This window comes from Bacteroidota bacterium (assembly GCA_020402865.1).
Lineage (GTDB): Bacteria > Bacteroidota > Bacteroidia > Palsa-965 > Palsa-965.
On sequence record JADBYT010000001.1, the window covers coordinates 150,409 to 176,273 of the forward strand.

21 protein-coding genes are annotated in these 25,865 nt (G+C 49.3%); 9 read left to right on the top strand and 12 right to left on the bottom strand.

Annotated elements, in window-relative coordinates:
* Positions 1–164: 164 nt before the first annotated feature.
* Positions 165–605, bottom strand: coding sequence for a hypothetical protein (locus IM638_00600; protein MCA6361511.1), 441 nt, complete (start codon positions 603–605; stop codon positions 165–167).
* Between the two features lie 71 nt (positions 606–676).
* On the opposite strand from IM638_00600, the gene IM638_00605 reads away from it, so the two are divergent.
* Entirely contained in the window at positions 677–1,843 is a 1,167-nt protein-coding gene (locus tag IM638_00605) for an amidohydrolase family protein (protein MCA6361512.1), read from the top strand.
* On the opposite strand, the gene IM638_00610 is transcribed toward IM638_00605, so the two are convergent.
* The 11 genes from IM638_00610 to IM638_00660 form a co-directional block, all read right to left on the bottom strand.
* On the bottom strand, positions 1,837–2,508 hold the full coding sequence (locus IM638_00610; protein ID MCA6361513.1) for a 2-C-methyl-D-erythritol 4-phosphate cytidylyltransferase: 672 nt from the start codon (positions 2,506–2,508) through the stop codon (positions 1,837–1,839). The two genes, IM638_00605 and IM638_00610, sit on opposite strands and share 7 nt — an antisense overlap.
* Before the next feature lie 274 nt (positions 2,509–2,782).
* Complete coding sequence (locus IM638_00615) at positions 2,783–3,964, bottom strand: hypothetical protein (protein ID MCA6361514.1); 1,182 nt, start codon at positions 3,962–3,964, stop codon at positions 2,783–2,785.
* 161 nt (positions 3,965–4,125) lie between these two features.
* Entirely contained in the window at positions 4,126–6,114 is a 1,989-nt protein-coding gene (locus IM638_00620; protein ID MCA6361515.1) for a hypothetical protein, read from the bottom strand.
* Complete coding sequence (locus tag IM638_00625) at positions 6,114–7,172, bottom strand: FecR domain-containing protein (protein ID MCA6361516.1); 1,059 nt, start codon at positions 7,170–7,172, stop codon at positions 6,114–6,116. The genes IM638_00620 and IM638_00625 overlap by 1 nt, the downstream gene beginning before the upstream one ends.
* A gap of 1 nt (position 7,173) precedes the next feature.
* Complete coding sequence (locus IM638_00630) at positions 7,174–7,773, bottom strand: RNA polymerase sigma-70 factor (GenBank protein ID MCA6361517.1); 600 nt, start codon at positions 7,771–7,773, stop codon at positions 7,174–7,176.
* A 155-nt stretch (positions 7,774–7,928) separates the two neighbouring features.
* Positions 7,929–8,510 carry a hypothetical protein gene (locus tag IM638_00635; protein ID MCA6361518.1) on the bottom strand — a complete coding sequence of 194 codons (582 nt, stop codon included), beginning with the start codon at positions 8,508–8,510 and terminating at the stop codon, positions 7,929–7,931.
* A 350-nt stretch (positions 8,511–8,860) separates the two neighbouring features.
* On the bottom strand, positions 8,861–10,009 hold the full coding sequence (gene hppD, locus IM638_00640; GenBank protein ID MCA6361519.1) for a 4-hydroxyphenylpyruvate dioxygenase: 1,149 nt from the start codon (positions 10,007–10,009) through the stop codon (positions 8,861–8,863).
* Positions 10,010–10,164: 155 nt separating this feature from the next.
* Positions 10,165–11,322: a homogentisate 1,2-dioxygenase gene (locus tag IM638_00645; GenBank protein MCA6361520.1), complete on the bottom strand. Its 1,158-nt coding sequence runs from the start codon at positions 11,320–11,322 to the stop codon at positions 10,165–10,167.
* Between the two features lie 82 nt (positions 11,323–11,404).
* Positions 11,405–12,091 (bottom strand): CPBP family intramembrane metalloprotease, encoded by a 687-nt coding sequence (locus tag IM638_00650; protein MCA6361521.1) that lies wholly within the window; start codon positions 12,089–12,091, stop codon positions 11,405–11,407.
* Positions 12,092–12,190: 99 nt separating this feature from the next.
* Positions 12,191–13,111, bottom strand: coding sequence for a hypothetical protein (locus IM638_00655; GenBank protein MCA6361522.1), 921 nt, complete (start codon positions 13,109–13,111; stop codon positions 12,191–12,193).
* A gap of 52 nt (positions 13,112–13,163) precedes the next feature.
* Complete coding sequence (locus IM638_00660; protein MCA6361523.1) at positions 13,164–14,210, bottom strand: rhodanese-related sulfurtransferase; 1,047 nt, start codon at positions 14,208–14,210, stop codon at positions 13,164–13,166.
* A 134-nt stretch (positions 14,211–14,344) separates the two neighbouring features.
* Here IM638_00660 and IM638_00665 point away from each other — a divergent pair, with 134 nt between their 5' ends.
* From IM638_00665 to IM638_00700, 8 genes are all read left to right on the top strand, one after another.
* On the top strand, positions 14,345–15,304 hold the full coding sequence (locus IM638_00665) for an NAD-dependent epimerase/dehydratase family protein (GenBank protein ID MCA6361524.1): 960 nt from the start codon (positions 14,345–14,347) through the stop codon (positions 15,302–15,304).
* 160 nt (positions 15,305–15,464) lie between these two features.
* Entirely contained in the window at positions 15,465–16,361 is an 897-nt protein-coding gene (locus IM638_00670; GenBank protein ID MCA6361525.1) for a toxin-antitoxin system YwqK family antitoxin, read from the top strand.
* 134 nt (positions 16,362–16,495) lie between these two features.
* Positions 16,496–18,049 (top strand): cysteine--tRNA ligase, encoded by a 1,554-nt coding sequence (locus IM638_00675; GenBank protein MCA6361526.1) that lies wholly within the window; start codon positions 16,496–16,498, stop codon positions 18,047–18,049.
* Positions 18,049–19,050: a M28 family peptidase gene (locus tag IM638_00680; protein MCA6361527.1), complete on the top strand. Its 1,002-nt coding sequence runs from the start codon at positions 18,049–18,051 to the stop codon at positions 19,048–19,050. The genes IM638_00675 and IM638_00680 overlap by 1 nt, the downstream gene beginning before the upstream one ends.
* Positions 19,051–19,079: 29 nt before the next feature.
* Positions 19,080–21,917, top strand: coding sequence for a leucine--tRNA ligase (locus IM638_00685; GenBank protein ID MCA6361528.1), 2,838 nt, complete (start codon positions 19,080–19,082; stop codon positions 21,915–21,917).
* A gap of 404 nt (positions 21,918–22,321) precedes the next feature.
* Positions 22,322–23,104: a DUF3108 domain-containing protein gene (locus IM638_00690; protein MCA6361529.1), complete on the top strand. Its 783-nt coding sequence runs from the start codon at positions 22,322–22,324 to the stop codon at positions 23,102–23,104.
* 141 nt (positions 23,105–23,245) lie between these two features.
* A complete protein-coding gene (locus IM638_00695) occupies positions 23,246–24,229 on the top strand; it encodes a tryptophan 2,3-dioxygenase (protein MCA6361530.1) in 984 nt (327 codons plus the stop codon).
* Between the two features lie 72 nt (positions 24,230–24,301).
* A complete protein-coding gene (locus IM638_00700) occupies positions 24,302–25,852 on the top strand; it encodes a T9SS type A sorting domain-containing protein (protein ID MCA6361531.1) in 1,551 nt (516 codons plus the stop codon).
* Positions 25,853–25,865: the final 13 nt, after the last annotated feature.

Below are 25,865 nucleotides of genomic sequence, written 5' to 3' on the forward strand. Positions count from 1 at the left end.
TGCCAAAACAAAAATTAGTTTGGGTTCAACTCTCCGAGGTCTTTAAGACCTCGGAGAGTTTGGGATTAGTTTATTTTTGTTTTGGCAAATTTCCACTGCAATCCGGGCTAAGAAATCATTTCGTCTGGTATTTCAAATTACCACACACTTTTGTACACCGGGAATCAATCCCACACATACTTCCAGCTTCCGTCCTTCTGTTTTTTCCAAACGGTGTGATAAACGCCCGGATACTTCGATACTTTACCCGAAGTATCTGTATAACTCCATTCATAATGTCCGTATGAATGCCCCAGATCGCCCGACTCAGCGGCATCCACATAATCGGGCGACCATTTCGCTTTGGCGGTTTTGTAAAAGTTGGAAGTGTGATAATTCCGTATCGCATTGCGGCCGCTGATGAGTGTGTCGTTTTCCCGTTTAATCACAGCCTGCGAATCGGCATAGAAGTAAAATGCTTCGGCAACCGATTTTTCGGCACACATGGTTTCAAATGCTTTTTCGGCTGCGCGTATTTCGGCAATGCTTTGTTCGCGCAGGTTTTCGGATTTTGTTTGGCATGCGTGGATGCTCAGCAGCAGGAAAGAAAAAAGAAGATAGCGCATGATAGTCTCTGTTTGACTCACCAATTTACCACTTTCTTTTTTCCTGTAACTTCGCTTAGTCAATTTTGTATATGCGCTATCTCTCTGCAAAAGCCGTTTTCTCGGCACATACGGGTTTTGTTCCGCACGGTGTGCTGGTGCTTGATGATGCTGGTGTGGTTTGTGATTTGCTGCGGCCATCAGAAGCGGATGCACTTGGTGTGAAGCCCGAATTGTTTGAGGGTGTGCTTTGTCCCGGATTTGTAAACGCGCATTGTCACCTCGAACTTTCGCACCTGCGCGGCGCCATAAGCATGCATACTGGTTTTGCCGGTTTCGCAAAAGAGCTTATTCCAAAACGCAATCTGCTGAGTGTTGCCGAAATTGAGCAGGCAGCAGCCGAAGCCTGCGAGACACTCTACAACAGCGGTACGCAGGCCGTGGGCGATATTGCAAATACCACACATTCGTTTGCAGCTAAAGCAGGCAGCCGCATGCACATTCACACATTTATTGAATTGCTGGCGTTAAATCCTGCGCTGGCCGGTAAAGTGCTGGAAAGCGGAAAAGCCTTGCTGGCCGGATGCCCCCAGCCGGCCTCGCTTACACCGCATGCGCCGTATTCTGTTTCCGAAGTATTGCTGCAAAGCATAGCTGTATCTGATGATACACTGCCGTTCAGCATTCATAACCAGGAAAGCCGGGCCGAAAACGAATTTTTTGAAACCGGCAAAGGCCGTGTCAACGAGTTGTATGCATTTCTCGGTATCGACATAAGCTGGTTTACACCGCCCGGCTGCAATGCCCTGCGGCGCACGCTGCCCGAACTCATTACCGGTCGTCCGCTGCTGCTGGTGCATAACACGTTTACATCAACCGATGATTTGCAATGGGCCGAAACGCAGCACAGCAATCTTCACTGGTGCTTTTGTCCCAACGCCAATTTATATATCGAAAACACGCTGCCTGACTTCATGCAGTTTTATACGCAGGGTGTGCGCTGTTGTGTGGGCACCGATAGTCTGGCATCCAATCACAGCCTTTCGATACTTGATGAGCTGAAAGTAATTACCGCCGCTGCGCCCGGCATTCCCGCTGCTGTATTGCTGCAATGGGCCACAGCAGGAGGTGCCGCTGCATTGAATATGCCGCATATCGGTAGTTTTGAAAGAGGCAAAAAGCCGGGAGTGATTTTGCTGCAAGGTGTGGACGCACACAGCGGCATTGCACAAGATGCGGGCGTTACACGTATTTACTGATTCATTTTCATCAGCGCTTCGGCCACTACCATGTCTGACGGTGTGGTGAGCTTGATATTCTCCTTATTGCCTTCGGTAAGTGTAATGCTTTTGCCCGATGCTTCCACCACACTGGCATCATCGGTAAAATGCGGCCGGAACACTTGCTGATAGGCATTTTTCAATACATCGCTGCGGAAGCATTGCGGTGTTTGCACCAGCCTGAATGCTTCGCGGCTGGCTGCAAGGCTTGTGTCGCCTTCCACACGCCGGATGGAATCGGTGAGTGGTACTGCCGGAATGCCGCTGCCATGCGAAACGGCTGCACCGAAAGCGCGTGCAATTGTTTCAATACTCACCAGCGGCCGCACGGCATCGTGTACGCCAACCACATCGGCTGTTACCAGCGCCAGTCCGTTTTTTACCGACTCGAAACGGGTAGTGCCGCCTTTGGCAAGCTGCACGTCAAAACCGCCGCTGCCAAATTGCCGCTTCAGTTCTTCCCACCGCCCGAATTCATTTTCAGGGAGTACCAGCACCACCTGCATAGTGGCATCAAACAAGGCAAACTTTTCGAGTGTGTGAATAAGCACCGGCTTCCCGTTAAGGAGTAAAAACTGTTTGGGAATGGCTGCATTCATGCGGCTTCCGCTGCCTCCGGCTACAACTATTACTGCTTTTTTCACGTGCGTGGCGTACAATATTGTGTTCACCCCGAAAGTACAGGTTTTGCATTGTAATGCAAAAGGCGGTAATTCCTGAAGAAACTACCGCCCGGCACCTGACCAGAGAAAATTGGTGCGCTGCTGTATTATTATTCAGTTGTTCAGATAACCGATTGCCCCAGCGATGTAGCGTAAAACAAAAACATAAGCAAGACCGCAAGTAAAAAACTCAGAAGCACGCGTTGCAAGTGAATTGACATGATATTGTGTTGTTTAGTTGTTTACACACACTGCATCAAAAAAAACGAAGACCTACCTTAGCACCTGCCCATGCACGAACTGTCCAGCGGTTATCATAAGTCCGGTTATAAAAATCAAACGGAACAAAACCAGCCATCGACTCATTGCCGGCCATTCCTTGTATGTCATATACAAACAAGTTGAGCGCAGGTCCGGCGGTTAAAGAAATATTTTTGGTAATATGGAAATCAACCAGCGGTTCTAGTCGCACCAGTTCGCTAACCCGTTCGTTAAATCTGTTACGGCTGATGTGGTGGCCGGTAAGATCAATTACCAGATCCATACGAGGTGTGAGGCGAATGGCAGAACCTATTCCGTAGTGATACCCCCAGTACAGATCATTGTTTCGAGGCGTAAAACTGGCACCGATAATATTGTGAAACAAGTGGCTTCCCGTGTGAAACGAAATATTGCCAACCATGCTTTCTGTGGCTGCGAGTTCAAGCTTATGATAGCCGTGGCGCACAAAACTGAATACGCCGATGCTTACCCCATCCACACTGTCGGCAAAATTAAATACACCAAGCTGAAGCCCCTTCACATTGCGCGCATAGTTTACCGCACCAGAAACTTGTGCGCCTTTTATGTTACCGTTGGCAATGTTAAGCGCACCGGCTATTTGCACGCCGCGCAGGTTGCCGGCATAGTTTACCGAACCGGCAACCTGAAACAGTTCGGCATCATTTCCCGCAAAATTGAAAGCGCCTGATAGCTGTGCCCCGCGCGCAGTTCCCGAAACAATATTTCCGCTGCCACCAAGCTGAATACCGTTGAGTTGCCCTGCATAATTGAAACTACCGGCAGCCTGCAAACCTGTTGCCATTTTTTGTGTCATGTTTGCTACTCCGCTCACTTGCAAGCCCGTTGTGGCTTCGGCCATGTTCATTACACCGCTTATCTGTACACCTGAAATTGAGTCAGTAGTAAGGTTGAGAATACTGCTGAACTGCATGCCTGAAATTTGCCCCGTGCTTGTGTTAAACAGCAAGGCTGCCTGCGATTGTATTGGCGTGCTGTCTGATATATTTCCAAACAATGCAAGCTGGTGCTGGCCATTATTGATTCCGATAATGGTAACTGATGCATTCTTTTTTGGGCTGGCCGGTTTCAGCGAATCTTGTTGCGCTATGGCTGCCGTGCTCAGTAATAAGCCAAAAAGAATAGAAATTGATTTCATGTTTTTTCCTGTTGTTCATTACTAGAACAGGAAACATTGTGCATACCCCTATGTCGGGGGAAAATATATCCGGCCAAAAAATAGTTTAAATATTGAGATGATTTCGGAGAAAGAAACAAACAACCCTAAGTTGGGTTAAGTGCAGGAAAGGTAACAGGCTCTTAGAGAAACCGGAAAGCCAATGAAGCACCAATCCAGGCCCGTCTGGTGTATTCCGGGGTTGTTTTTTGGTAAAAGGGAGAGCCGATATACGGTGTAAACCAATTCTCTGTAGTTGAATTGGTGTAAAGATTAACTACCGGGCCGGCTGCAATGGAAAAAGTTGAAACCGGAGCCCATTCAACACGGGGAGTAAGTTGCACGAGCGTGCTTCTTCTGAATGTAATGGCCGAGCGGTTGATGTGCTGGCTGGTATAGTCAACCGTGAGACGAAGGTTTTTTTTCTGGTTGAGATTGAAGCGGGTGCCGGCACCATAGCCGATACTCCAGTAAGGATGATCGGGTAAAACGCCGATGCCGGCCACAAGGATATTGTAAAAACGGGGAATTCCTGAACGGAATGAAGCATTCAGATATCCTTTTTCATTTCCCGAAATTTCGAGCTGATGTACACCATTTTTCACAAAGCTCATTACCCCGAATATCGCGCCCGATTCGTATTGTTTGCAAATGTTGAAAGGTGCTATCTGAAAGCCGTTAAGGCGGTTTGTACGATTTAAAAAACCGGCAAACTGAAAGCCTTCAAGATCATATTTTATCCAGTTTATACCGCCTGCCAGCTGACCTGCTTTGCCAGAGGAGCCGTAGTTTACAAACGCAGCAACCTGAATTGCATGCATTGTATCGGTTACAGCATTAATTGCTCCCGAAACCTGCATGCCGGAAATCTGTTTGGCATAATTCACACTTCCAGCAACCTGAATACCATCGAGGTGCCCATAAATTGCATTGACCGCCCCCGAAACCTGCGTGCATTGAGCATTACCAAGAATACCGTTCACACTGCTTGCTCCCTGTACACCATAAAAATAGTTGTTGGCGAGATTTACTGCTCCTGAAACCTGCATGCCGCGCATGGTATCAAGTGCAAAATTCCCGCAACCCGCAAGCTGAACACCAGTCGTTTTTTCAGTTACGATGTTAAATGCTCCGGCGGCCTGAACGCCTTTCATATTGCCCGTTACCACATTTGCGGCACCGGCAATCTGTACATACTGCACATCGCCGCGGTCAAAGTTCAGTATGCCGCCAAGCTCAAATACATCGGTGCCTCCGGTGTAGCCGGCTAAAACATTGAACGAGTATTTGTTGCGCGTTTTCCCGGTAAGCAGTCCGCGCGTGGAAAGCCCCGGTACAAGCGATACCTGTGAGTTGCCTTTAAACACATCGTCTTTCAGGTTACTGAATTGAATGCGCTGTGCACGGTTCAGTAATCCGTTGGCCCACTCAAAACGCAAACGATTAAATTCGGTCGAAACACTATCGGGCGCTGCATTTGTTACCCCGTACAGCGAATCGGTTCGCTGCTCCTGTGCATTGAATATCGGTTCGGGAGCAGGAATCGGACGCAGGGCTATATCAGCCGTAAGGTTCGATTTCGGAGTGATGGTGATTGTAGTATCGAAATACCCGATGCGTTTCACGCGCAGGTGCATGGACTCTTTTCCTGCAGGCACAGTGAGCGAGTAAAATCCATACACATCGCTCAGTACAGCTACAATGCGTGCGGTGTCAACTACTGTTACATCGCGCAATACATAACCACTTCGTTTGTCGGTAATATAGCCGCTTACCTTGTATTCTACTTTTTTGGGCGGAGTCACCACTACGGGAGGAAGCGGTGCCGGAGCTGCAACGAGTATAAGATGATTGCCGCGTACTTTATAATTTACGCTGTTCTCAAACAGTTTGTCGAGCGCACGCCGTACCGTTTCATTTATCACGTTCAGCGTGGTAATCCGGTTTCTGTCGAATGCGTGCTGCGAATAGGAATAATCGAAACCGGCTTTGTCGGCAATAAGAAGGAAAATATCTTCGGTGCGTTTGTTTTCGGCTTTGAGCGTAATTTTTCGTTCAAGTGGTGTGGTGCTTACCTGTGCATGAACAGAAGCAAAGAGCAAAATGAAAATAAAAGACCAAAAAGTACGCATCAGTTGCAGCCTGAACCGTCTATGTAGATCGTGTTGCCTTGTCGTGTGGTGCTTACATTCAACGATTCACGTATTGCGTAAAGCACTTCTTCGAGTGGTGCCGATTGATGACGTGAACTGAAAAGGCAGTTTTCAAGTTCAGGATTCCGGATGATGAAATTCACGCTGTATGCATCGCCAATTTCATCAAGCACTTTTGACAGCGGTTTATTGCGGAAATGTAGGAAACGCGTGCGGAATGCAAATGCATTGGGATCATCCATAATCAGCTTGCGCAGTTTTTTGGTGCGCAGGTTATAGATGCCTTCTTCACCTGCAATAAGCTCAATCGAATCATTTGCAGCAGCGCATCGTACTTTTCCGCTTTCTACACTCACCAGCACTTCTTCGCGGCCGGGATAGGCTTTTACATTGAACGAAGTGCCCAGCACACGCACATCAACCGGTCCGGCATGAATGATGAACGGCTTTTTTTCATCGCGCTGAATTTTGAAGTAGGCTTCTCCGGTAAGCGTTACCTCGCGCACATCACCCGTAAACTGTTCGGGATAATCGAGTCGTGTGCTGTTGTTGAGGTGCACGGTGGAACCGTCGCTCAGCCGGCTTTCCACGGGCTTATCAGTAGCGGCCAGCGAGCGCTGTAAAGGCTGCTCGGTTTGCGAATTGAGGATGAAAATGGTAGCGGCAATGCCAATAATCAATGCCACCGAAGCCGCAATGCGCACAGGGCCGAGACGTTCCCAAAGGTTTTTTACCACAGGTGTTTCGCTGCTGCGTTCGCCTGTTTGCCCGGCTTCGGGTTGTATGTGCATGCGTGCCTGAAGGCGTTTCCAGGCAGCATCTTCATCAAATTGCTGCGGAGCAAAAACTTCGGGTGCATGATTCCAGATTTCGCCAAGCTGTTCGAGATACAGCTTATGGTCGGGATGTGCTGCGCTCCACGCACTAAGCAGGGCAAGATCTTCGGCGCTGCATGCTCCGCTCATATAACGTGCGAAGAGTGCATCGCTGTCGGCCTCACTGAGACCGCTGATGATGTATGTATTTTCTTCGCGCATGTTAGTGATTTCTGAAGAGGTGAGTGAACAGTGTAACAACAACAAGCGGCAGGTAGTGAACAAGTTGCTCGCGCATAATGCGCAGGGCTTTCCCCATCTGGTTTTCCACTGTTTTTACAGAGATGTTCATCACCTCGGCAATTTCTTTGTATTTCAGTTCTTCGAAGCGGCTCAGTTCAAACACCCGGCGGCATTGCTGCGGAAGTTTTTCGAGCGCCTGTGCAATCGCTTTTTCAAGTTCTTTTGTGCGCAGTCCAGGCAGTGCTTCCTCGCGGGTATGGGCCACCTGAAGGTGAACGCCACTGTCGAGACTTACATTGCGTTTCTGCTTTTCGGCATGGTTCAGCCCGGTGTTATGTACGGCTCTGTAGAGGTATGATTTCATGGAAACCACATCGGGCAGCTGTCCGCGTTTTTCCCAGATTTTTAAAAATACCTGCTGTACCAGTTCTTCCGCTTCATCGGCATCATTTCCGGTAAAACGCAGCGCATAGTTGCAGAGCGGATTGTACCACTGCTTAAACAACTCGCCGAAAACCTGCTCGTTGCCTTCGCGGATAGCCGCACTTAGCATCATGTCATTCGTTTCCGTAAGGAGCATGGCTGTCTGCGTAGCAGAATGTGAAACGGTTATGTGAAATGCTGCGGTGGCCATTTTCCCTGATTACTGGAATAATGACAATCGTCAGCCCGGCTTCCCCTATGCGGGAAGGGGATTTAATGCTGTAATTTAGTAAAAAATTGCTAATCAACACGTTAATTTAATGAGTCGGCCTTCTTCATGGTTGATCCGGCAGGTGTTTTTGTTTCGCGGAAGGAGGTGATAATTCGCTCCATTTCAGGCTTGTGCTTTTCGTAGCGGCTTTCCAGTGTCCAGATCAGCAGCTGATAAAAGCCGGTTTCGGTTTCAATGGTGGTGAGCTGGTACACCATGTTTTCGCCTTTGAACTTTGCCTTAACTTCGGTTTGTATGGCTTTGTAATTACCCAGATTACGTGTTGATGCCCGGTAAAGACCGGTACTGTCGAGCCGGCGCACGGCAATTTTCATATACGTTTCAAGGTCATAATCCAAGCCGAAAGAGGCAATTTTCTCCTTCGACTCATCAATAACCATTACATAAAGCTCTGCATTCCGGTCGGCATATTGCAAGGAAGCATGCTCGTCGAAATCGCCCGCTGTCATGGTAGAAGGAAGATCGAGCGCATAATGGCCCCCGTTCATCGAATCAATTACAGCCGACATACGGGGTGCAGGGCGCTGCATGAGCCAGAATGTGACTGCCGCCGCAGCAAGAATCACGGCCAGCACAGTCCATAATGTTTTCCGGTTTTTCATAGGGTCTCAGCGCCGAAATTACGAAAAAAGCCGGAAGCACTGCCTCCGGCTTTATAAGCGTATTTACTTACTGAATAAGTGCAGGTTTCTGTCTCTTACCGGCTCCGCTCGAAGAGACAGAACATTTTCTGTTTCAAGGGACAATGAAATTTTTCGCTGTCACTTCCTGCATAGTCTCCGCTGTCATTCCGAGCGAATCCTACGCTGTGATTTCAAGCAAAATCTACACTGTCATTTCGAGCGAATCCTACGCTGTCATTCTGAGCGAATCCTACGCTGTGATTTCAAGCAAAATCTACACTGTCATTTCGAACGAATCCTACGTTGTCATTTCGAACGAAGTCGAGAAATTACAGCGTACCCCGCAGCATCTGTTCGCGCTCAATCGACTCAAACAGGGCTTTGAAATTGCCGGCGCCAAAACCTTTGGCACCCATGCGCTGAATGATTTCGTAGAACAGCGTGGGGCGATCTTCTACCGGGCGTGTGAAAATCTGAAGCAGGTAGCCGTCTTCATCGCAGTCGATGAGGATGCCCAGCTTTTGCAGCACTTCAAGGTCTTCCTTGATGGCGCCCACGCGCTGCGGAATTTCATCGTAGTATGCCTGCGGCGGAGCCGTGAGGAATTCCACGCCGCGTGAACGCAAGGCCGTTACCGTGCGGATAATATCGTCGGTTGCTACGGCAATGTGCTGTACGCCGGAGCCTTCGTAAAAATCAAGATACTCCTCAATTTGCGAACGCTTCTTGCCTTCGGCAGGCTCGTTGATCGGGAATTTGATGCGGCCGTTTCCGTTCGACATCACTTTCGACATCAGCGCAGAATATTCGGTATGAATCTGCTTGTCGTCGAACGAAAGGAAGTTCACAAAGCCCATCACATCTTCATACCACTTTACCCAGGTATTCATTTCACCCCAGCCCACATTACCTACCATGTGGTCGATAAACTTGAGGCCTACAGGCTCAGGATTATAATTTGATTCCCACTTCTGGTAGCCGGGCAGGAATATGCCTTTGTAATTTTTACGCTCCACAAACAGGTGTACGGTTTCGCCGTAGGTGTAAATTCCCGAGCGAACGGTTTCGCCATGCTCGTCTTTTTCAACCGTAGGCTCCATAAACGGTTTTGCACCACGCTTCACGGTTTCTTCAAACGATTTGCGGGCATCATCCACCCAAAGCGCAATCACCTTTACACCATCGCCATGCTTTTTGATATGCTCGGCAATGGGCGAATCGCTGTTGAGCGGAGTGGTGAGTACAAGGCGGATTTTATCCTGCGCCAGCACATACGATGCACGGTCGCGCACGCCTGTTTCCAGGCCTGAATAAGCCAGCGACTGAAAGCCAAAGGCTGTTTTGTAATAATGTGCAGCCTGCTTGGCATTGCCCACATAAAATTCAACGTAATCGGTACCCAGGAGAGGGAGAAAATCTTGTGCACCCTCGAAAATTTTTTCGAGACTGTATTCTACATTTTTGAGTTCGGTTGACATGATGATGTTCTTTTTGTAGTGTAAAGAATTGGTTTATCGGCTGTGGGTTTGGAAACACAGCCGGTTATGACCACATGGCCATCATGTGCGGACGGATGATGTTGCGTAGCGACATATCCTTACAAAGGTAAGAAATACCGGCTTTGCAGACCATCTTATTCTGCCCACGATTTATAGTACACGCCATCATCAATGGCGAGTGCGGCTTCGGTTACCTGCAGCGGACGGAAAGTATCTACCATTACGGCAAGTTCGGCTGTTTCTTTCTGGCCGATGCTGCGTTCCATGGCTCCGGGGGCGGGGCCGTGCGGAATGCCTTTCGGGTGCAGGGTAATATGGCCCTGCTCAATATTGTTGCGGCTCATAAAGTCGCCGTCCACATAATACAACACCTCATCGCTGTCGATGTTGCTGTGGTTGTAAGGCGCCGGAATAGCCTGCGGGTGATAGTCGTAAAGGCGCGGGCAGAATGAACACACCACAAATGCGGCAGTTTCGAAAGTCTGGTGAACCGGCGGCGGCTGGTGAACGCGGCCCGTAATGGGTTCAAAGTTGTGAATGGAGAAGCCCCAGGGGAAGTTGTAGCCGTCCCAGCCCACCACATCAAACGGATGCGTGGCATACACGAGTTCGTGAAGCTGGCCTTCTTTTTTGATTTTTACAATGAAATCACCCTTTTCATCAAACGTTTCCAGCTCGGTGGGCAGTTTGTAATCACGCTCGCAGAAAGGTGAATGCTCAAGCAACTGACCCGATGAACTCTTGTAACGACGAGGGGTGAAGAACGGATGAGGACTTTCCACATACAGCAGACGATTGTCTTCGGTGTCGAAATCAATCTGGTAAATCATGCCGCGCGGAATAATCAGGTAATCGCCGTATTCAAACTGAATATTGCCCATGAGTGTGCGCAGCGTGCCTTTACCTTTGTGTACGAAAAGCATTTCGTCGGCATCGGCATTTTTATAGAAATAGCTGCGCAGCGATTTACGCGGTGCGGCAAGGCCCAGCACACAATCGCTGTTCACCAGCAAATCAGTGCGGCTGTCGAGAAAATCATCTTTGGGCGCCACCTGAAAGCCTTTGAGCAGCATGGGGCGGATGTTTTTAGCCACCGCAATTTTCGGGCTCACCTCTTTCGAACTCAGAATTTCCTTGATCTGAGTGGGGCGATGTGTATGATAGAGCAGGGAAGAGTGGTTGTTAAAACCTTCTGTTCCGAAAAGCTGCTCGTAGTAGTGGCGGCCGTTGGGCTGCTGAAAAACAGTATGCCGTTTTTGCGGGAAGTTGCCGAGACGGTGATAAATGGGCATAGGTTTGATTTTGAAAGTTTCAAAACTAACCCATGCCTGCGGGTGCAACAATGACAGATGTCAGCCGAAACAGTAATTCAGTTCAGCCGTTTGCGCGGAATAAAAAAGTGTAAATAATCACGTCCTGCACAAAATGCAGCGCCCACGCAATGCCCAGTCCGCTTGTTTCTGCTGTGGCCTTTGAAGCCACGTAGCCCAGAAGTCCGGCCATGAGCACACCCACCGGCCCGCCCGGATTGCCGCCCCAGTGTGCCGCCCCAAATACCAATCCTGAAATAAGAAATACCGTGGAGGCAGGTGTATAACCCGTAAGCATTCCGTTTATCCCGAAACGGTAAATAATTTCCTCGCCAAACGAATTGGTGAGCGAAAAGAGCACAATCCAGAAAATCATTTCCGGTTTAAATGTTCCCGCCTGAGCCCGTGTAAAAAACATGAAACCAAACGTGGCCGCACTGATGACAAAAAGCAAGCTGAAAAACTCCTGCGTCCAGCTTTTCTTTCCCGAAATCCCCAGTAACGTCATTTTCCCGGCAGCAACACCGGTTTGCCCGATGCGGAGCAGCTGCACACTTTGCGGAGCAGCCTTCAGCGTTACAAACATTACCACAAAAGCCAGCACCAGTGCAAAAGCCTGATACTGGATGATTTTATTGATAAACGGATTTGCATGCAGCTGAATGCCTGTTTGCGGAATAACGTGTGAGGCGAGATAAAGAAGCAGGGTTGCCGCAATGCCAATACAGGTAGCAAGAATCAGTTTCGTCATACCGCAAAGATCAGGCAGTATGAGGAATGATAAAATTGATGTATGATAAGAAATGGTTTTCCCGCGAAAATTGTTCTTTTGAAGAAACGGTATTCCTGTTTATTTCCCGGTATTGCTCTGGTGATTTTCTTCAATTATTGCAACAGAACAGGGGTAAGGATTGGCAAGTATTACAGTGAGCAACGCTGCCTGTTCATGTGAATTCAGGTTAAAGCTACAACGTCCGTTTGTTATAGGATTCATCACCGTCGGGAAAGCGAATAATTGTCCGTCGATAAGTATGGCAATTTCCCTGCCTGTATTTCGGGTTGTCATTTCGCGCCAGAGTGTCGTGTAGGCCTGCGTGAATTTTAGTTCGATGCCCGGAAGGCCGCCCTGTGTGGAGTGTGTTACTTCGGTAGTTTTCGGATGAATGGTTGCTGCGGATGAGGTGCTGATAAGAACTACCTGACATAAATTAGGGTCGTCATATACACTGGTAAATTCAGCGCGTACGGGAAGTGAAAAACGAAACAGCTTGAGTGAGTCGTTAAGCATGAGGTTAAGTTTGGCCGTGTCTTTTAAATGCACAAAGCCCAGCAGCGGATACTCGCCCTGGTTATATTGCTCCTGCGGCTGGTAGGGTGTCATCAGGGTAAACAGCCGCGTGAAAAATGCTTTCAGCGTGTCGTTTGTATCATAATCTTCAAGATAAGTGCTGAGAAACTTAGTGGCAGCGTATGTTTCGCTCAATACAAGTTCGCCTTGTTGTTGAATGCACTCGCGTAGCCGTTTTTTGTGAACAGCGCCGGTGTCAGAGGAAAGGAACTCAAGAAAAATCAGGTTGCCTTCGGTGCGCGTGGCCATTTTTTCGTTTCCCGCCTCAATGGCATTCATTCTTTTCAGGAGAGCTGAATTTACTTCCTTTACCTGCTCCGGATTTCCGTTTACTTCAAGTTTGTAAACCGACTTAATTTTGCTGGTGTTGCAGCTGTAAAGCGCGCCAATAAAGGCAATAAGAATAAAACACGATTTTTTCATCCGTTGATACTTGTTGGCCGAATGAAAGTAAGAAAAAAAAGAAGGGGTGTAATTACGGCTGATTTTTCTTTAACCCGATAGCCGGCCTTAACCTGCTGTGGTAAAGTGCTGCTGCACTCACCGTTTTTCCTTCTGTGCGGAGTTTCGCGCGTTCGTCTTCGGGCAGTTTTATCCAGTTGCGGCACTCCTCGCTGCAACAATGCTCCATGCGTACGGCGCATTCATCGCATTGGATAAACAGTACGTGGCAATCGGTATTGGCGCAGTTTACGTGTGTGTCGCACACATTGCCGCATTGGTGGCAGGAGGCAATTACATCATCCGTAATGCGTTCGCCGAGCCGTTCGTCAAACACAAAATTTTTGCCGATGAATTTCGACGGGAGCTGCTGCGTTTTTACCTGACGCGCATATTCAATAATGCCGCCATGCAGCTGGTTTACATCTTTATAGCCGTGGTGCCGCAGCCAGGCGCTGGCTTTTTCGCAACGTATGCCGCCGGTGCAATACATCAGCACCTTGCGCTCTTTATCCTCGCCAAGCAGGTCGAGCACCTCATTAAGTTCTTCCTTAAACGTATCGGCTTTGGGTAGCACGGCATTTTCGAAATGGCCTACTTCGCTTTCGTAGTGGTTGCGCATGTCCACCACCACCACACCGGGTGTTTCAAGTGCGGCATTGAATTCCTGCGCACTGAGGTGTGTGCCTACGTTGGTCACGTCGAATGTGTCATCGGCCAGTCCGTCGGCCACAATTTTGGATTTTACTTTTATCTGCAGCCGGAAAAACGACTTTCCATCATCTTCCACTGCAATTTTAAACGGCACATCTTTAAATTCGGTGTGGTTGTCGAGCACCTCACGGAAAGCCTGAAAGTTGTGTTCAGGCACACTGAGTTGGGCATTGATACCTTCACGCGCAATGTAAATGCGCCCGAATACGCCCAGCGTTTCCCATTCGCGCCATAGCGTGTTCCGCATTTTTTCCGGGCTGCTGATAATCACATAGCGGTAAAACGAAAGGGTAACACGGCGAAAGGGTTCGGCCATAAGTCGTTCGCGCATTTCCTGCCGGTTCACACGGTTGTATAGCGAGGGCATCTGGAGGTATTTTCTGAAAAACGCAGCAAAGGTAGCCAATCGCTTCCGCCAATACGGCTGATTTTTGTCAGATTTGATGCTGGCGGCTCTGGTATCATACCTATTACTACCTTTACGCGCTATATTTTCTCGCTATGGAAACGGATACTATTCTCGTTATAGGTTCCTCTGGCCAGATCGGCACCGAACTCGTTGCCGAACTCCGCACCCGATACGGCCACGACCGTGTAATTGCTTCCGACATTAAGCCCGCCACGCCTGAGCAGCTCAGTGAAGGCCCCTACGAAGTAATCGACGCCCTGAACCGCGATCAGATCTTTGAGGTGGTGAAAAAATACAAGGTCAATCAGGTTTACCTGCTCGCGGCCCTGCTTTCGGCCACTGCTGAGAAAAATCCCATGTTTGCCTGGAAGCTGAACATGGAAAGCCTCTTCCACATCCTCGAAATGGCCCGCGAAGGCCATATCCAAAAAATATACTGGCCCAGCTCAATCGCCGTGTTCGGTTTAACCACACCACGCGATAATACGCCGCAATTTACTGTAATTGAGCCTACAACAATCTATGGCATCTCCAAACAAGCCGGCGAACGCTGGTGCGAATGGTACCATAATAAATATGGTGTGGATGTGCGAAGCATCCGTTACCCCGGACTTATTGGCTGGAAATCGGCACCGGGCGGCGGCACTACCGATTATGCCGTACATATCTACCACGAAGCATTGGCACATAATACCTATAACTGCTTCCTTTCTGAAAATACCACCCTGCCCATGATGTATATGCCCGATGCCATCCGGGCTACTATCGAAATTATGACAGCCCCGGCCGAACAGATTAAGTTCCGTGGTGGCTATAACATTGCGGGAATGAGCTTTTCGCCCAAAGAAATTGCCGAGGCTATCCGCAAACATCAACCCGGCTTTACAATTACCTATCAGCCTGATTTCCGCCAGGCCATAGCCGATTCGTGGCCGAAAAGCATTGACGACAGCGTGGCGCGCGAACACTGGGGCTGGAAACCGGCTTTCGATCTGCAGCGCATGACTGAAGAGATGTTGGTAAACCTGAAAAAAGTTAATAATCCGGTGTAACCCGGCCTTAATCATTCCCGTAAAAAATGCTGTAAACTGACCAGAACGACATTTTTTCGTCGATTAAAAACACTAGTTTATCTAAATCTAAATCGGAGATACGAAACTATTGTATAGTTTGGATTTCCGAACGATGAAAACCGCTACAGTTACATACAGGATGAAAAAAATTACCCTGATACTGTTATTCATAATCTGTAAGGTGGGCATTGCCCAATCTTACGAGATGTATGGCGGCGACACCATCAATATGATTGATGCGGGTGGCAAACGACAAGGGCGTTGGATCATCTTCGGCAGAATGAAGAAAGATCCGAAATACGCAGCTGATGCCAAAGTGGAAGAGGGCAAGTACCTCAACAGTATGAAAACCGGCATTTGGATTGAGTATTTCCCCACCGGAGTTAAAAAAAGCGAACTTACTTTCCAGAACAACCGTGCCAACGGTCCTGCCGTGATGTATCACGAAAACGGTAAAAAGGCCGAAGAAGGTAACTGGCAGGGTTCGCGTTGGGTAGGGCCTTATAAGCTTTACTACGAAGACGGAACGCTCCGTCAGGAATTCAACTATAATCCGCTCGGACAGCGCGATGGTGTGCAGAAATATTATCATCCCAACGGCAAACTCATGATTGAAGTAAACATGAAAGCCGGTAAGGAAGAGGGGATGATGAAAGAATATTACGAAAACGGCGAGCTCAAAGCCGAGAAATTCTTCAATGGTGGTAATATTGATCCCGCCAAATCACGCACCTATGAGCCCAAAAAGCCCGTAGCTGAGTCGAAAGCTCCCGAAGAAAAAGAAATAAAAGCACCTGCACCGGTGGCAAAAGCCAACGAAATGCCCAACAAAGGCCAGTTTACCGGCGAGGGCTACTGGATTCTGTACACCAACGGACAGATTACCATGAAAGGGACTTTCCACCTGAAAAAACTCATTGACGGCGAGCAGCGCATCTATGATCAGAACGGCATGCTTATCCGTATCAAGCTCTACAAAGAAGGGCGCTACGTGGGCGATGGTCCGCTGCCGGTTGAAGGACAAAGCGGAAAATAAGCTTACATTACCCATAATAACCTGAAACCGCTGCACCTCTCCGTGCAGCGGTTTTGTTTTGAAAGGCCCTCAACAGCCATGTTTTTCTGCTAAATTTGTGGTTCTGCCGCCTGCATGAAATTTGAATAGTACTTATGACAAACCAACCGCCCGCTCAGGAGCTTTTTATTTACAATACGCTTACCCGCACTAAGGAAAAGTTTGAACCGCTTGCTGCCCCGTTTGTGGGTATGTATGTGTGCGGCCCTACCGTTTACAGTGATGTGCATCTGGGCAATTGCCGCACCTTTATTTCATTTGACATGATTTTCCGTTACCTGAAGCACCTTGGCTACAAAGTGCGTTATGTGCGGAATATTACCGATGTAGGCCACCTTACCGATGAAGATGCCGGGGAAGGCGAAGACCGCATTGGCCGCCGTGCCAAGCTTGAGCAGATTGAGCCGATGGAAATTGTGCAACGCTACACCCACGGTTTTCACGAAGTAATGGCGCTCTTTAATGCGCTGCCGCCAAGCATCGAGCCAAGTGCCACCGGCCATATCATTGAACAGATTGAAATGACGAAAGCCATTATCGAAAACGGCCTTGCCTACGAATCAAACGGCTCGGTGTATTTTGATGTGGAGAAGTTTACCACGCAATATAACTACGGCATCCTCTCTGGCCGCACCCTTGATGAACAGATCAATAACACGCGTGATCTCGACGGGCAGAATGAGAAACGCGGCCGTCTTGATTTCGCGCTCTGGAAAATGGCCCGCCCCGAACACCTCATGCGCTGGCCTTCGCCCTGGGGCGACGGTTTTCCCGGCTGGCATATTGAGTGCTCGGCCATGAGCCGCAAGTATCTTGGCGATGCATTCGACATTCACGGCGGTGGCATGGATCTTATTCCCACACACCACACCAACGAAATTGCCCAAAGTGTAGGCTGCTGCGGCAAAGCGCCGGTACGCTACTGGATGCACACCAACATGCTTACGGTAAACGGCAAAAAAATGTCGAAGTCGCTCAACAACTCCATTTTGCCGGTGGAGCTGCTTACCGGTATGGCTGTAGCAGCCGATTCGCCCGTAGCTACACCTTCACAGGCCAAACTCGGCGGCCCGCACAATGTGTTGCGACGTGGCTACACGCCCATGACGGCGCGCTTTTTTATGATGCAGACGCATTATTCGAGCACACTCGATTTTTCGAATGAGGCGCTTGATGCGGCTGAAAAAGGCTTTATGCGATTGATGGCCGGCGCACGCCAGCTTACCAAAATTAAGCCCGCTGAGCAATCGAGCGTAAAGATTGCCGAACTGCGCACCGCTTTCTACGCGGCCATGAACGACGATTTCAATACGCCAATTCTGCTGGCGCATTTGTTTGATGCCGTGCGCATGATCAATAACCTGGCCGACGGCCGCGAAACCATCAACCAGGCTGATCTCGATCAACTCACCGGGTTGTACAATGCGTTTGTGTTCGACATCATGGGCCTGAAAGATGATATTGGCGACAATGCAGCCGGCGGTACTACCGACGGGCTCATGCAGCTCATTATAAAAATGCGTGCAGAGGCAAGAGCCAAAAAAGATTTTGCCACGTCTGATCTTGTGCGCGACGAATTAGCCAAACTCCATATTGTGCTCAAAGACGGTAAAGAAGGCACAAGCTGGGATATTAAAGCATCCGAATAATGAACATGTTTTCGAAATTTACCTTCACGGCGTTACTGCCGGTGGCGCTGCTGGCTGTGTCGTGCAGCAACAACCCGCAAAACGGAGGCAACGATTCCACGTCTTCCAAACCCGCTGTTCCGCGTGTGGCTGCGCCGCTGTTTGCATACGACTCGGCCTTTGCGCATGTGAAAACGCAGGTGGAGTTCGGGCCGCGTGTGCCCGGCTCGGAAGCCCACGCCAAATGCGCGGAGTGGATGAAAAACAAACTCACCGCATACGGCCTTACCGTAACCATGCAGGAAGCACCCATTTCACTCCCCAATGGCCAGCCGGTGCGCATGAAAAACATTTTTGCTGCCTACAAACCCGAGCGCACCGACCGTGTGCTGCTGCTTGCCCACTGGGACAGCCGCGCCATGGCCGACCGCGACACCGCCCGCAAGAACGAAGCCATTGACGGAGCCAACGATGGCGCCAGCGGCGTGGCCGTACTGATTGAAATTGCACGTGTGCTCCAGCAGAAAGATCCCAACATTGGTGTGGACATTCTGCTGGTGGATGCCGAAGACCAGGGAAACAGCGGCTCTGACGAAAGCTGGTGCCTGGGCGCGCAGTACTGGGCCGCCAACAAACCGGCAAACTACAAACCCCGCTACGGCATCCTGCTCGATATGGTGGGCGGCCAGAATCCAATCTTCCCGCGCGAAGGAAACTCATACATACACGCCTCACACGTGCAGGATAAAGTATGGGCCGCCGCCGCCGCTATGGGTTACGGCAATATCTTCATCAACGAACAAACCGGCCCCACTACCGACGATCATGTGCCCCTCAACAAAATTGCCGGCATCCCCACCATCGACATTGTACATTACGATACCAATGCAAATGATTACTTCCCGCACCACCACCGCCACAGCGATAACCTTTCGGTTATTGATGTGAGTACGCTGAAAATGGTAGGCACTGTGGTGCTGGATGTAATTTACAATGAAAATCCCGCAGCGCCGGTAAAATAACCGGGCGGTAAAAGAATAGCATTATTAATATGGAATACAATTTCCGCGAGATTGAGAAAAAGATTCGCAGCTACTGGCGCGATGAAAAAGTATATGCTTCCGAAGCAGGAGGCGATAAGCCTAAATTTTATGCACTCAGCATGTTTCCGTACCCTTCGGGAGCCGGGTTGCATGTAGGACACCCGCTTGGTTATATTGCCAACGATATTGTGGCGCGTTACAAACGAAACAATGGCTACAATGTGCTGCATCCCATGGGATACGATGCATTTGGCCTCCCGGCCGAGCAGTATGCCATACAAACCGGACAACACCCGGCCGTAACCACAGAGAAAAACATTGCACGCTACCGCGAACAGCTTGACCGTATCGGTTTTTCGTTCGACTGGGAGCGGGAAGTGCGCACCTGCGACCCGCAGTATTACAAGTGGACACAGTGGATTTTTTTGCAGCTTTTTGATTCGTGGTACAATTACCGCACACAAAAGGCGGAATCTATTGATACGCTTACAGCCTTGTTTGAAAGCGAAGGCTACACCGGAAACGATGACCGCATCCTGACCGGAAACGAAGAGCACAATCTTGCGCCATTTACTGCGGCCGAATGGAAGGCGTTTGACGAAAAAAAGAAGGCTGATGTGCTGATGAATTTTCGTCTGGCTTATCTCGACGAAGCCTGGGTAAACTGGTGCCCCGGTTTGGGCACGGTGCTGGCCAACGACGAAATTAAAGACGGCGTGTCGGAGCGCGGCGGTTTTCCGGTTGAGCGCAAACGTATGCCGCAATGGAGTTTCCGCATTACCGCATTTGCCGACAGGCTGCTGGCCGATCTGGATACGATTGACTGGCCCGAAAGCGTAAAGGAATCGCAGCGCAACTGGATTGGCCGCTCGGAAGGTGCGTCGTTGTTTTTCCAGCTCGACGGGCATGCGGAGAAGATTGAAGTATTTACCACACGGCCCGACACGGTGTTTGGCGTTACTTTCGTGACACTTGCACCGGAACACGAGCTGGTGGATAAAATAACCACGGCCGAATACCGCGAGGCAGTGGATGCTTACGTGCGCACAGCCAAAAGCAAATCGGAGCGCGAACGGCAGGCCGAGGTGAAAAAGGTGTCGGGTCAGTTTACCGGCGCGTATGTGCTGCATCCGTTTACCGGCGCCAAAGTACCCGTGTGGACGGGCGATTATGTGCTGGCCGGTTACGGTACAGGCGCGGTTATGGCTGTGCCCGCACACGACAGCCGCGACTATGCCTTTGCACGTCATTTCAATTTGCCGATAACTGAAGTAGTAAGCGGCGGCAATATTGAAGTGGAATCGTATGATGCGAAAACGGGCATTCTGGTGAATTCTGATTTCCTGAACGGACTCGATGTAAAGCCGGCCGTGAAACGAGCCATTGAAGAAATTGAAAAGCGTGGCCTGGGCAAAGGCAAAGTAAATTACCGCCTGCGCGATGCGGCTTTCGGTCGCCAGCGCTACTGGGGCGAACCCATTCCGATTTACTACAAAAACGGAATTGCCCATCCGCTCAAGGAAAGCGACCTGCCGCTGGTGCTTCCCGAAATTGAAAAATTTCTCCCCACTGAAACCGGCGAGCCGCCGCTGGCGCGTGCCGAAAAATGGAAGTGGAACGAAAGCACCCGCTGCGTGGACAGCGAAGGCCATCCGCTCGAAACCACTACCATGCCCGGCTGGGCCGGCTCAAGCTGGTATTTTTTGCGCTACATGGATCCGAATAACGGCAATGCGATGGTGGATAAAGGTGTTGCGGAATACTGGAAAAATATCGACCTCTACATGGGCGGCGCCGAGCATGCTACCGGCCATTTGATGTATGTACGCAGCTGGACCAAGTTTTTGTGCGACCGTGGTTTTATTCCGGTGAATGAGCCTGCGCAGAAGCTGATTAATCAGGGCATGATTCAGGGCACAAGCATGATTGCACATGTGTCGGTTGATCGTACTTCTGAACCTGAAAAATACTTTATGCTGCCCGTTGACCAGCCTGTGGTGGAAGGAGTGAGCTTTCACAAAAATTACCTGGTAAATTTTGTGGAGTTTGAAAACGGCAAGTATTTCATCACGCAGGAAGGTGGTGCAAAAACAAGAGAATACGAAGCTACTTTCCGCAATTTCTACTTTGAGGGTGATAAACGCGAACTATTGCCCGCAGTAGAAAAAATGTCGAAGTCGAAATACAACGTAGTAAACCCCGACGACATTTGCGACCAGTACGGTGCGGACACACTGCGTTTGTACGAAATGTTCCTCGGTCCGCTTGATCAGGCCAAGCCGTGGAATACCAACGGCATTACCGGCGTGCACAACTTCCTGAAACGTTTCTGGCGTTTGTTTTTCAACGAAAGCGGCCTTGCCGTAACCGCCGAACCAGCCACCGAAGCCGAACTGAAAGTGCTGCACCGCACCGTAAAGAAAGTGCGCGACGATATTGACCGCTACTCATTTAACACCTGCGTAAGTACGTTTATGATTGCCGTAAACGAGCTTACCGAGCTCAAGAGCCGCAAACGCAGCGTGCTGGAGCCGTTGGCGGTAGCGCTTTCGCCCTTTGCCCCGCACATTGCCGAGGAAATATGGCAGCAGCTTGGCCACAGCGGCAGCATTACCACCGCCCCTTATCCCGTGGTGGACGAAAAATACCTTACCGACGATACGTTTGAGTATCCGGTGCAGGTAAACGGCAAAATGCGTTTCAAATTTCCCGCACCGGCCGATATGCCGCCTGCCGAAGTGGAAAAAGCCATCCTGGCATCGGAAGAAGCGCAGAAATGGCTGGAAGGCAAAACACCCAAAAAGATGGTGGTCGTGCCTAAGCGGATTGTGAATATTGTGATTTAAAAGCTGAAAAGGATGCTCCGGTTAATCAAGTCTGGAGACTTGATTAACCGGAGCGAAAAGTTTCAATCGCTGACGCGATAAACTTTCCGCAGCTTCGAATTTCAATCGCTGACGCGATAAACTTTCCGCAGCTTCGTAACTGCGGGGAAGGAGTATAGCGGAAGACGGGACAGCTGTTTTTTAATTGCACATTCAGATCGTGCTCCTGATTTTTTAAATCTGAACTGCTTGCCTGTTAGTAGTTGAAAATCAGTGGTTTAGTAACCATTTGGCCGCTTGTTTCGTATTTTTAACAGAATTGCGGGGTAAAAAGCAACCTTTTCACATACGAAAAGTCTATAGTTTAACGTCACTTTGGCATATCGTTTGGATTATACCTGCAAACGCTAATTAAACTACGAAAAATGAAAAAGCTTCTTCTCATCTCCGGTTTGCTGGTCGTTGCGGCCACCTCGGCCGTGGCGCAGACTGCAAGCTACCGCAAGGTAAATAACACCGCTTTTAAACGCGGCGAAGAACTTAAATTCCGCTTGCACTACGGTGCGGTAAACGCCGGTGAGGCGGTGGTAAAAGTGGATGAATCGCGCAAGATGATTGCCGGCCGTCCTACCCTGCACATTGTGGCCAATGGTTATTCCAAAGGCGCATTCGACTGGTTTTTCCGCGTGCGCGATTATTTTGAGTCGTATGTGGATGAGGAAGCACTCATTCCCTGGCTGTTTATGCGCCGATGCGACGAGGGTGGTTTTAAAATTACCCAGAATCAGACCTTTAACCACCAGCTTGGTCAGGTTAATTCGAGCGGTAAAATGATGACCGTGCCCAAGAATATTCAGGATATGGTTTCGTCGTTCTTTTTTGCCCGGACCATGGATTATTCAAAAGCCAAAAAAGGTGATTTGTTTGAGGTGAAAACCTTTATGGACGATGAAGTGTGGGATTTGAAAATCAAATTTATAGGCCGCGAAACCATTAAGACCGACCTTGGAAACATTGCCTGCATGAAGTTTGTGCCGGTAGTACAAAAAGGCCGCGTGTTTAAGAAAGAAGATGATCTGCACATCTGGATTTCTGACGATGCCAATAAAATTCCGGTACGCGTGGAAGCGCAGATTCTGGTAGGCTCGGTAAAAATGGACATTACCAGCGCCAAAGGTCTGGCCGTGCCGTTGAAAACCACGAAGTAAGTTTTTTTGAATATACATCCCCGAAGGGCGAAAGCGGAAACGTTTTCGCCCTTCTTTTATTGATGAATGTGCTTTACTTGACAAGCATCATTTTTATCTAATCAACACTCTGGCTATCTTGGCAGTCCAAACAAAAAACACATGCCCGAATTTTCAGAGAAAACGCTTTCGCTGCTTCAGCAATTGCAGGAAAAGCTGGCGAAAGATGGTCAAAGCCTCGATACTTATCTCGAAGGTTATTGCTACAATACACACCTCAGCTACTGGGATTACATAGAACTTGATACGCTGCTGAGCTTGCAGAAGCCGCGCACCACCTATCCTGATGAGCACATTTTCATTATGTATCATCAGGTAACTGAATTGTATTTCAAACTCTGTTTGCACGAATACGGCCAGCTGCGCGAGAAAGGGCGCAACGGCGAACTCAACGGTAAGTTTCTGCGCGAACGTGCGGCACGTATTACCAGTTATTTCGATGCGCTCATTTTCTCGTTCCGCATTATGCGCGAGGGCATGGAGTATGAACAGTTTACCAGATACCGCCTTTCGCTCACTCCCGCAAGCGGCTTCCAGTCGGCGCAATACCGCTTCATTGAAATCTGTTCTACCGATTTTGCCAACCTGGTAAGCGATTCGGAGCGGGAGGCCCTGCGCCACAAACCGCTTGCCGAACAGGCCGCAAAAGCATACTGGCGCTATGGCTCTACCAACGAAGACGGTACGCCCACACTTACGCTGCGCATGTTTCTCGAAAAATACAGCCAGCACTTTTACGAACTTGCCGACGAGAACAAAGACACCAACCTGGCCGCACTCTACCGCAGCCTGCCCGAAACCGAGAAAACCGACGAACTGAAAGACGTTCTCCGCAAACTGGACCGGAATGTAAACGTAAACTGGAAACTCCAGCATTTCCACTCGTCCACACGCTACCTCACCGGCAAACAGCCCGGGCAGGATGTACCCGCCACCGGCGGCACCAACTGGGGCAAATACCTCCCGCCCAAATTCCAGCGCATCATCTTCTTCCCCGAACTCTGGACCGCCGAAGAAATTGAACGCTGGGGCATGCAGTGGGACGACAGTGCCTCCAATCTGGAGAAGGACCGGAGCATGCGCTGAGGGCGTAAGATTGTTTAGATTACAGTTTTGATGTATGCGGATGCCGGGCTACTTTTATTAAAAATAACCCGCATGAAAAAACAACTACTCATTCTCTTCCTGTGTTTGTTTGCCGGAGTAATCAACGCCCAGCGCTGGACACCGGTAATGCTTAACGACACGTTTCATTACCAGAAAGACGGTGATGCCGAAATCAGCGGCTCATTCTTCCCGGTAAGCTACGCCGCAAGCAATGGCGATACCACATTTACGTTTAACAAAACCGGTTGTATAAACTGCCTTACGTTTACAAGCGGCCCGTCGTGCGATTCGTGCTACGGGCTTCAGAATCTTCCGGCAGTTGTAGCTGGTTATTCCATCCAGAAAGCAGTTAACGGTATTTGCACATTTACCGGAAGTGATACACGCATCCTGCAAACCCTTGCTGAAGTGGGCGATAGCTGGACGTTTGCTTCTACGCCTGCTGTAACGGCGCAGGTAATAAGCAAAACACAAACAACCATATTGGGGCAGCCCGACTCGGTAAAAACAGTCCTGCTTTCTACCGGCGATACGGTGGTGTGGTCGGCCACGCATGGTATTGTGCAGTGGCCGGCAGCTTTTGCATCAGGGCAATATTACCGGCTGAAAGGCATTGAAAACCGTAATCTCGGGCACCAGATGCTTACCATGTTTGATTACTACGATTTTCAGACAGGAGATGTGTTTCAGTATTATGGCTTTTCATTCGAACCCGGTTCAGGGCAACTCATTACCGCATGGTCAAAATACACCGTGCTGCAGCGGCAGAATTATTCCGACAGCATTGTATATACGTATGAAGTATATCACAGCAGCCGTTCACAGCAAGCTGCGCAAATGAATATACCGCCCACCTATTCGAATACGTATAATCCCGGATTCGTAAATGTGATTACAAATTGCGCGTCACATCATCTTAATCAGCCCAATCATTCATTAATTGAACCCCGGTTTTTTAATTCATACTCCTATTACCCGCAACGCTATTGGGGTTGCGGTGATACAATGAGCGGAGGAGGAGTAAATGAATGGCAATATTTTCACGACTCACTCAATAACCCCGGAGCCTTCTTCGGAGAATATTCGATGAGTGGTGGTCCTGTTGCATGGTTTCCGCTCAGCAGTACATCTGATACATTATATGGTATTGAGCCATTTTCGCAAAATATACCGCAGTGGCCTATATTTAATATGGCTATTTATGCCCGTTATGTAAAAGGACTTGGGATGATTGAAGCCAACTGGGATCAGCTGTTCGAGTACTCACGTTATGAATTGCTGATGGGGTATGTGAAAAACGGCGATACGGTAGGTACAGTTTATCCGGATACCTATTTCAATCTCAGCACGCCCGAAAATCAGTTGCTTGCTGTACGCAGTTTCCCCAACCCCGCCAACGAATCACTCCGTATTGAACTTGAACAACCAAGCGGCACAGCCCGCATTGAACTGCTCAACCTGCAGGGCGAAGTGGTGGAGCAATTCGCCACAACGAATACCACGCACACACTTTCTACTGCATCAATTCCTTCGGGTACGTATTTGCTGCGTGTAAGCAATGACACCGGCGTGCGTGTGCAGCGTGTAGTAATTGTGCATTGATGGTGATGACAAA

Excerpts from the sequence above, each read along its gene's own strand:
- IM638_00680 (MCA6361527.1), top strand. The coding sequence starts at position 18,049 with ATGAACATGTTTTCGAAATTTACCTTCACGGCGTTACTGCCGGTGGCG.
- IM638_00645 (MCA6361520.1), bottom strand. The coding sequence starts at position 11,322 with ATGCCCATTTATCACCGTCTCGGCAACTTCCCGCAAAAACGGCATACT.
- IM638_00605 (MCA6361512.1), top strand. The coding sequence starts at position 677 with ATGCGCTATCTCTCTGCAAAAGCCGTTTTCTCGGCACATACGGGTTTT.
- IM638_00620 (MCA6361515.1), bottom strand. The coding sequence starts at position 6,114 with ATGCGTACTTTTTGGTCTTTTATTTTCATTTTGCTCTTTGCTTCTGTT.
- IM638_00625 (MCA6361516.1), bottom strand. The coding sequence starts at position 7,172 with ATGCGCGAAGAAAATACATACATCATCAGCGGTCTCAGTGAGGCCGAC.
- IM638_00695 (MCA6361530.1), top strand. The coding sequence starts at position 23,246 with ATGCCCGAATTTTCAGAGAAAACGCTTTCGCTGCTTCAGCAATTGCAG.
- IM638_00700 (MCA6361531.1), top strand. The coding sequence starts at position 24,302 with ATGAAAAAACAACTACTCATTCTCTTCCTGTGTTTGTTTGCCGGAGTA.
- IM638_00685 (MCA6361528.1), top strand. The coding sequence starts at position 19,080 with ATGGAATACAATTTCCGCGAGATTGAGAAAAAGATTCGCAGCTACTGG.
- IM638_00675 (MCA6361526.1), top strand. The coding sequence starts at position 16,496 with ATGACAAACCAACCGCCCGCTCAGGAGCTTTTTATTTACAATACGCTT.
- IM638_00655 (MCA6361522.1), bottom strand. The coding sequence starts at position 13,111 with ATGAAAAAATCGTGTTTTATTCTTATTGCCTTTATTGGCGCGCTTTAC.
- IM638_00600 (MCA6361511.1), bottom strand. The coding sequence starts at position 605 with ATGCGCTATCTTCTTTTTTCTTTCCTGCTGCTGAGCATCCACGCATGC.
- IM638_00690 (MCA6361529.1), top strand. The coding sequence starts at position 22,322 with ATGAAAAAGCTTCTTCTCATCTCCGGTTTGCTGGTCGTTGCGGCCACC.
- IM638_00660 (MCA6361523.1), bottom strand. The coding sequence starts at position 14,210 with ATGCCCTCGCTATACAACCGTGTGAACCGGCAGGAAATGCGCGAACGA.
- IM638_00615 (MCA6361514.1), bottom strand. The coding sequence starts at position 3,964 with ATGAAATCAATTTCTATTCTTTTTGGCTTATTACTGAGCACGGCAGCC.
- IM638_00670 (MCA6361525.1), top strand. The coding sequence starts at position 15,465 with ATGAAAAAAATTACCCTGATACTGTTATTCATAATCTGTAAGGTGGGC.
- IM638_00650 (MCA6361521.1), bottom strand. The coding sequence starts at position 12,091 with ATGACGAAACTGATTCTTGCTACCTGTATTGGCATTGCGGCAACCCTG.
- IM638_00635 (MCA6361518.1), bottom strand. The coding sequence starts at position 8,510 with ATGAAAAACCGGAAAACATTATGGACTGTGCTGGCCGTGATTCTTGCT.
- hppD (MCA6361519.1), bottom strand. The coding sequence starts at position 10,009 with ATGTCAACCGAACTCAAAAATGTAGAATACAGTCTCGAAAAAATTTTC.
- IM638_00665 (MCA6361524.1), top strand. The coding sequence starts at position 14,345 with ATGGAAACGGATACTATTCTCGTTATAGGTTCCTCTGGCCAGATCGGC.
- IM638_00630 (MCA6361517.1), bottom strand. The coding sequence starts at position 7,773 with ATGCTCCTTACGGAAACGAATGACATGATGCTAAGTGCGGCTATCCGC.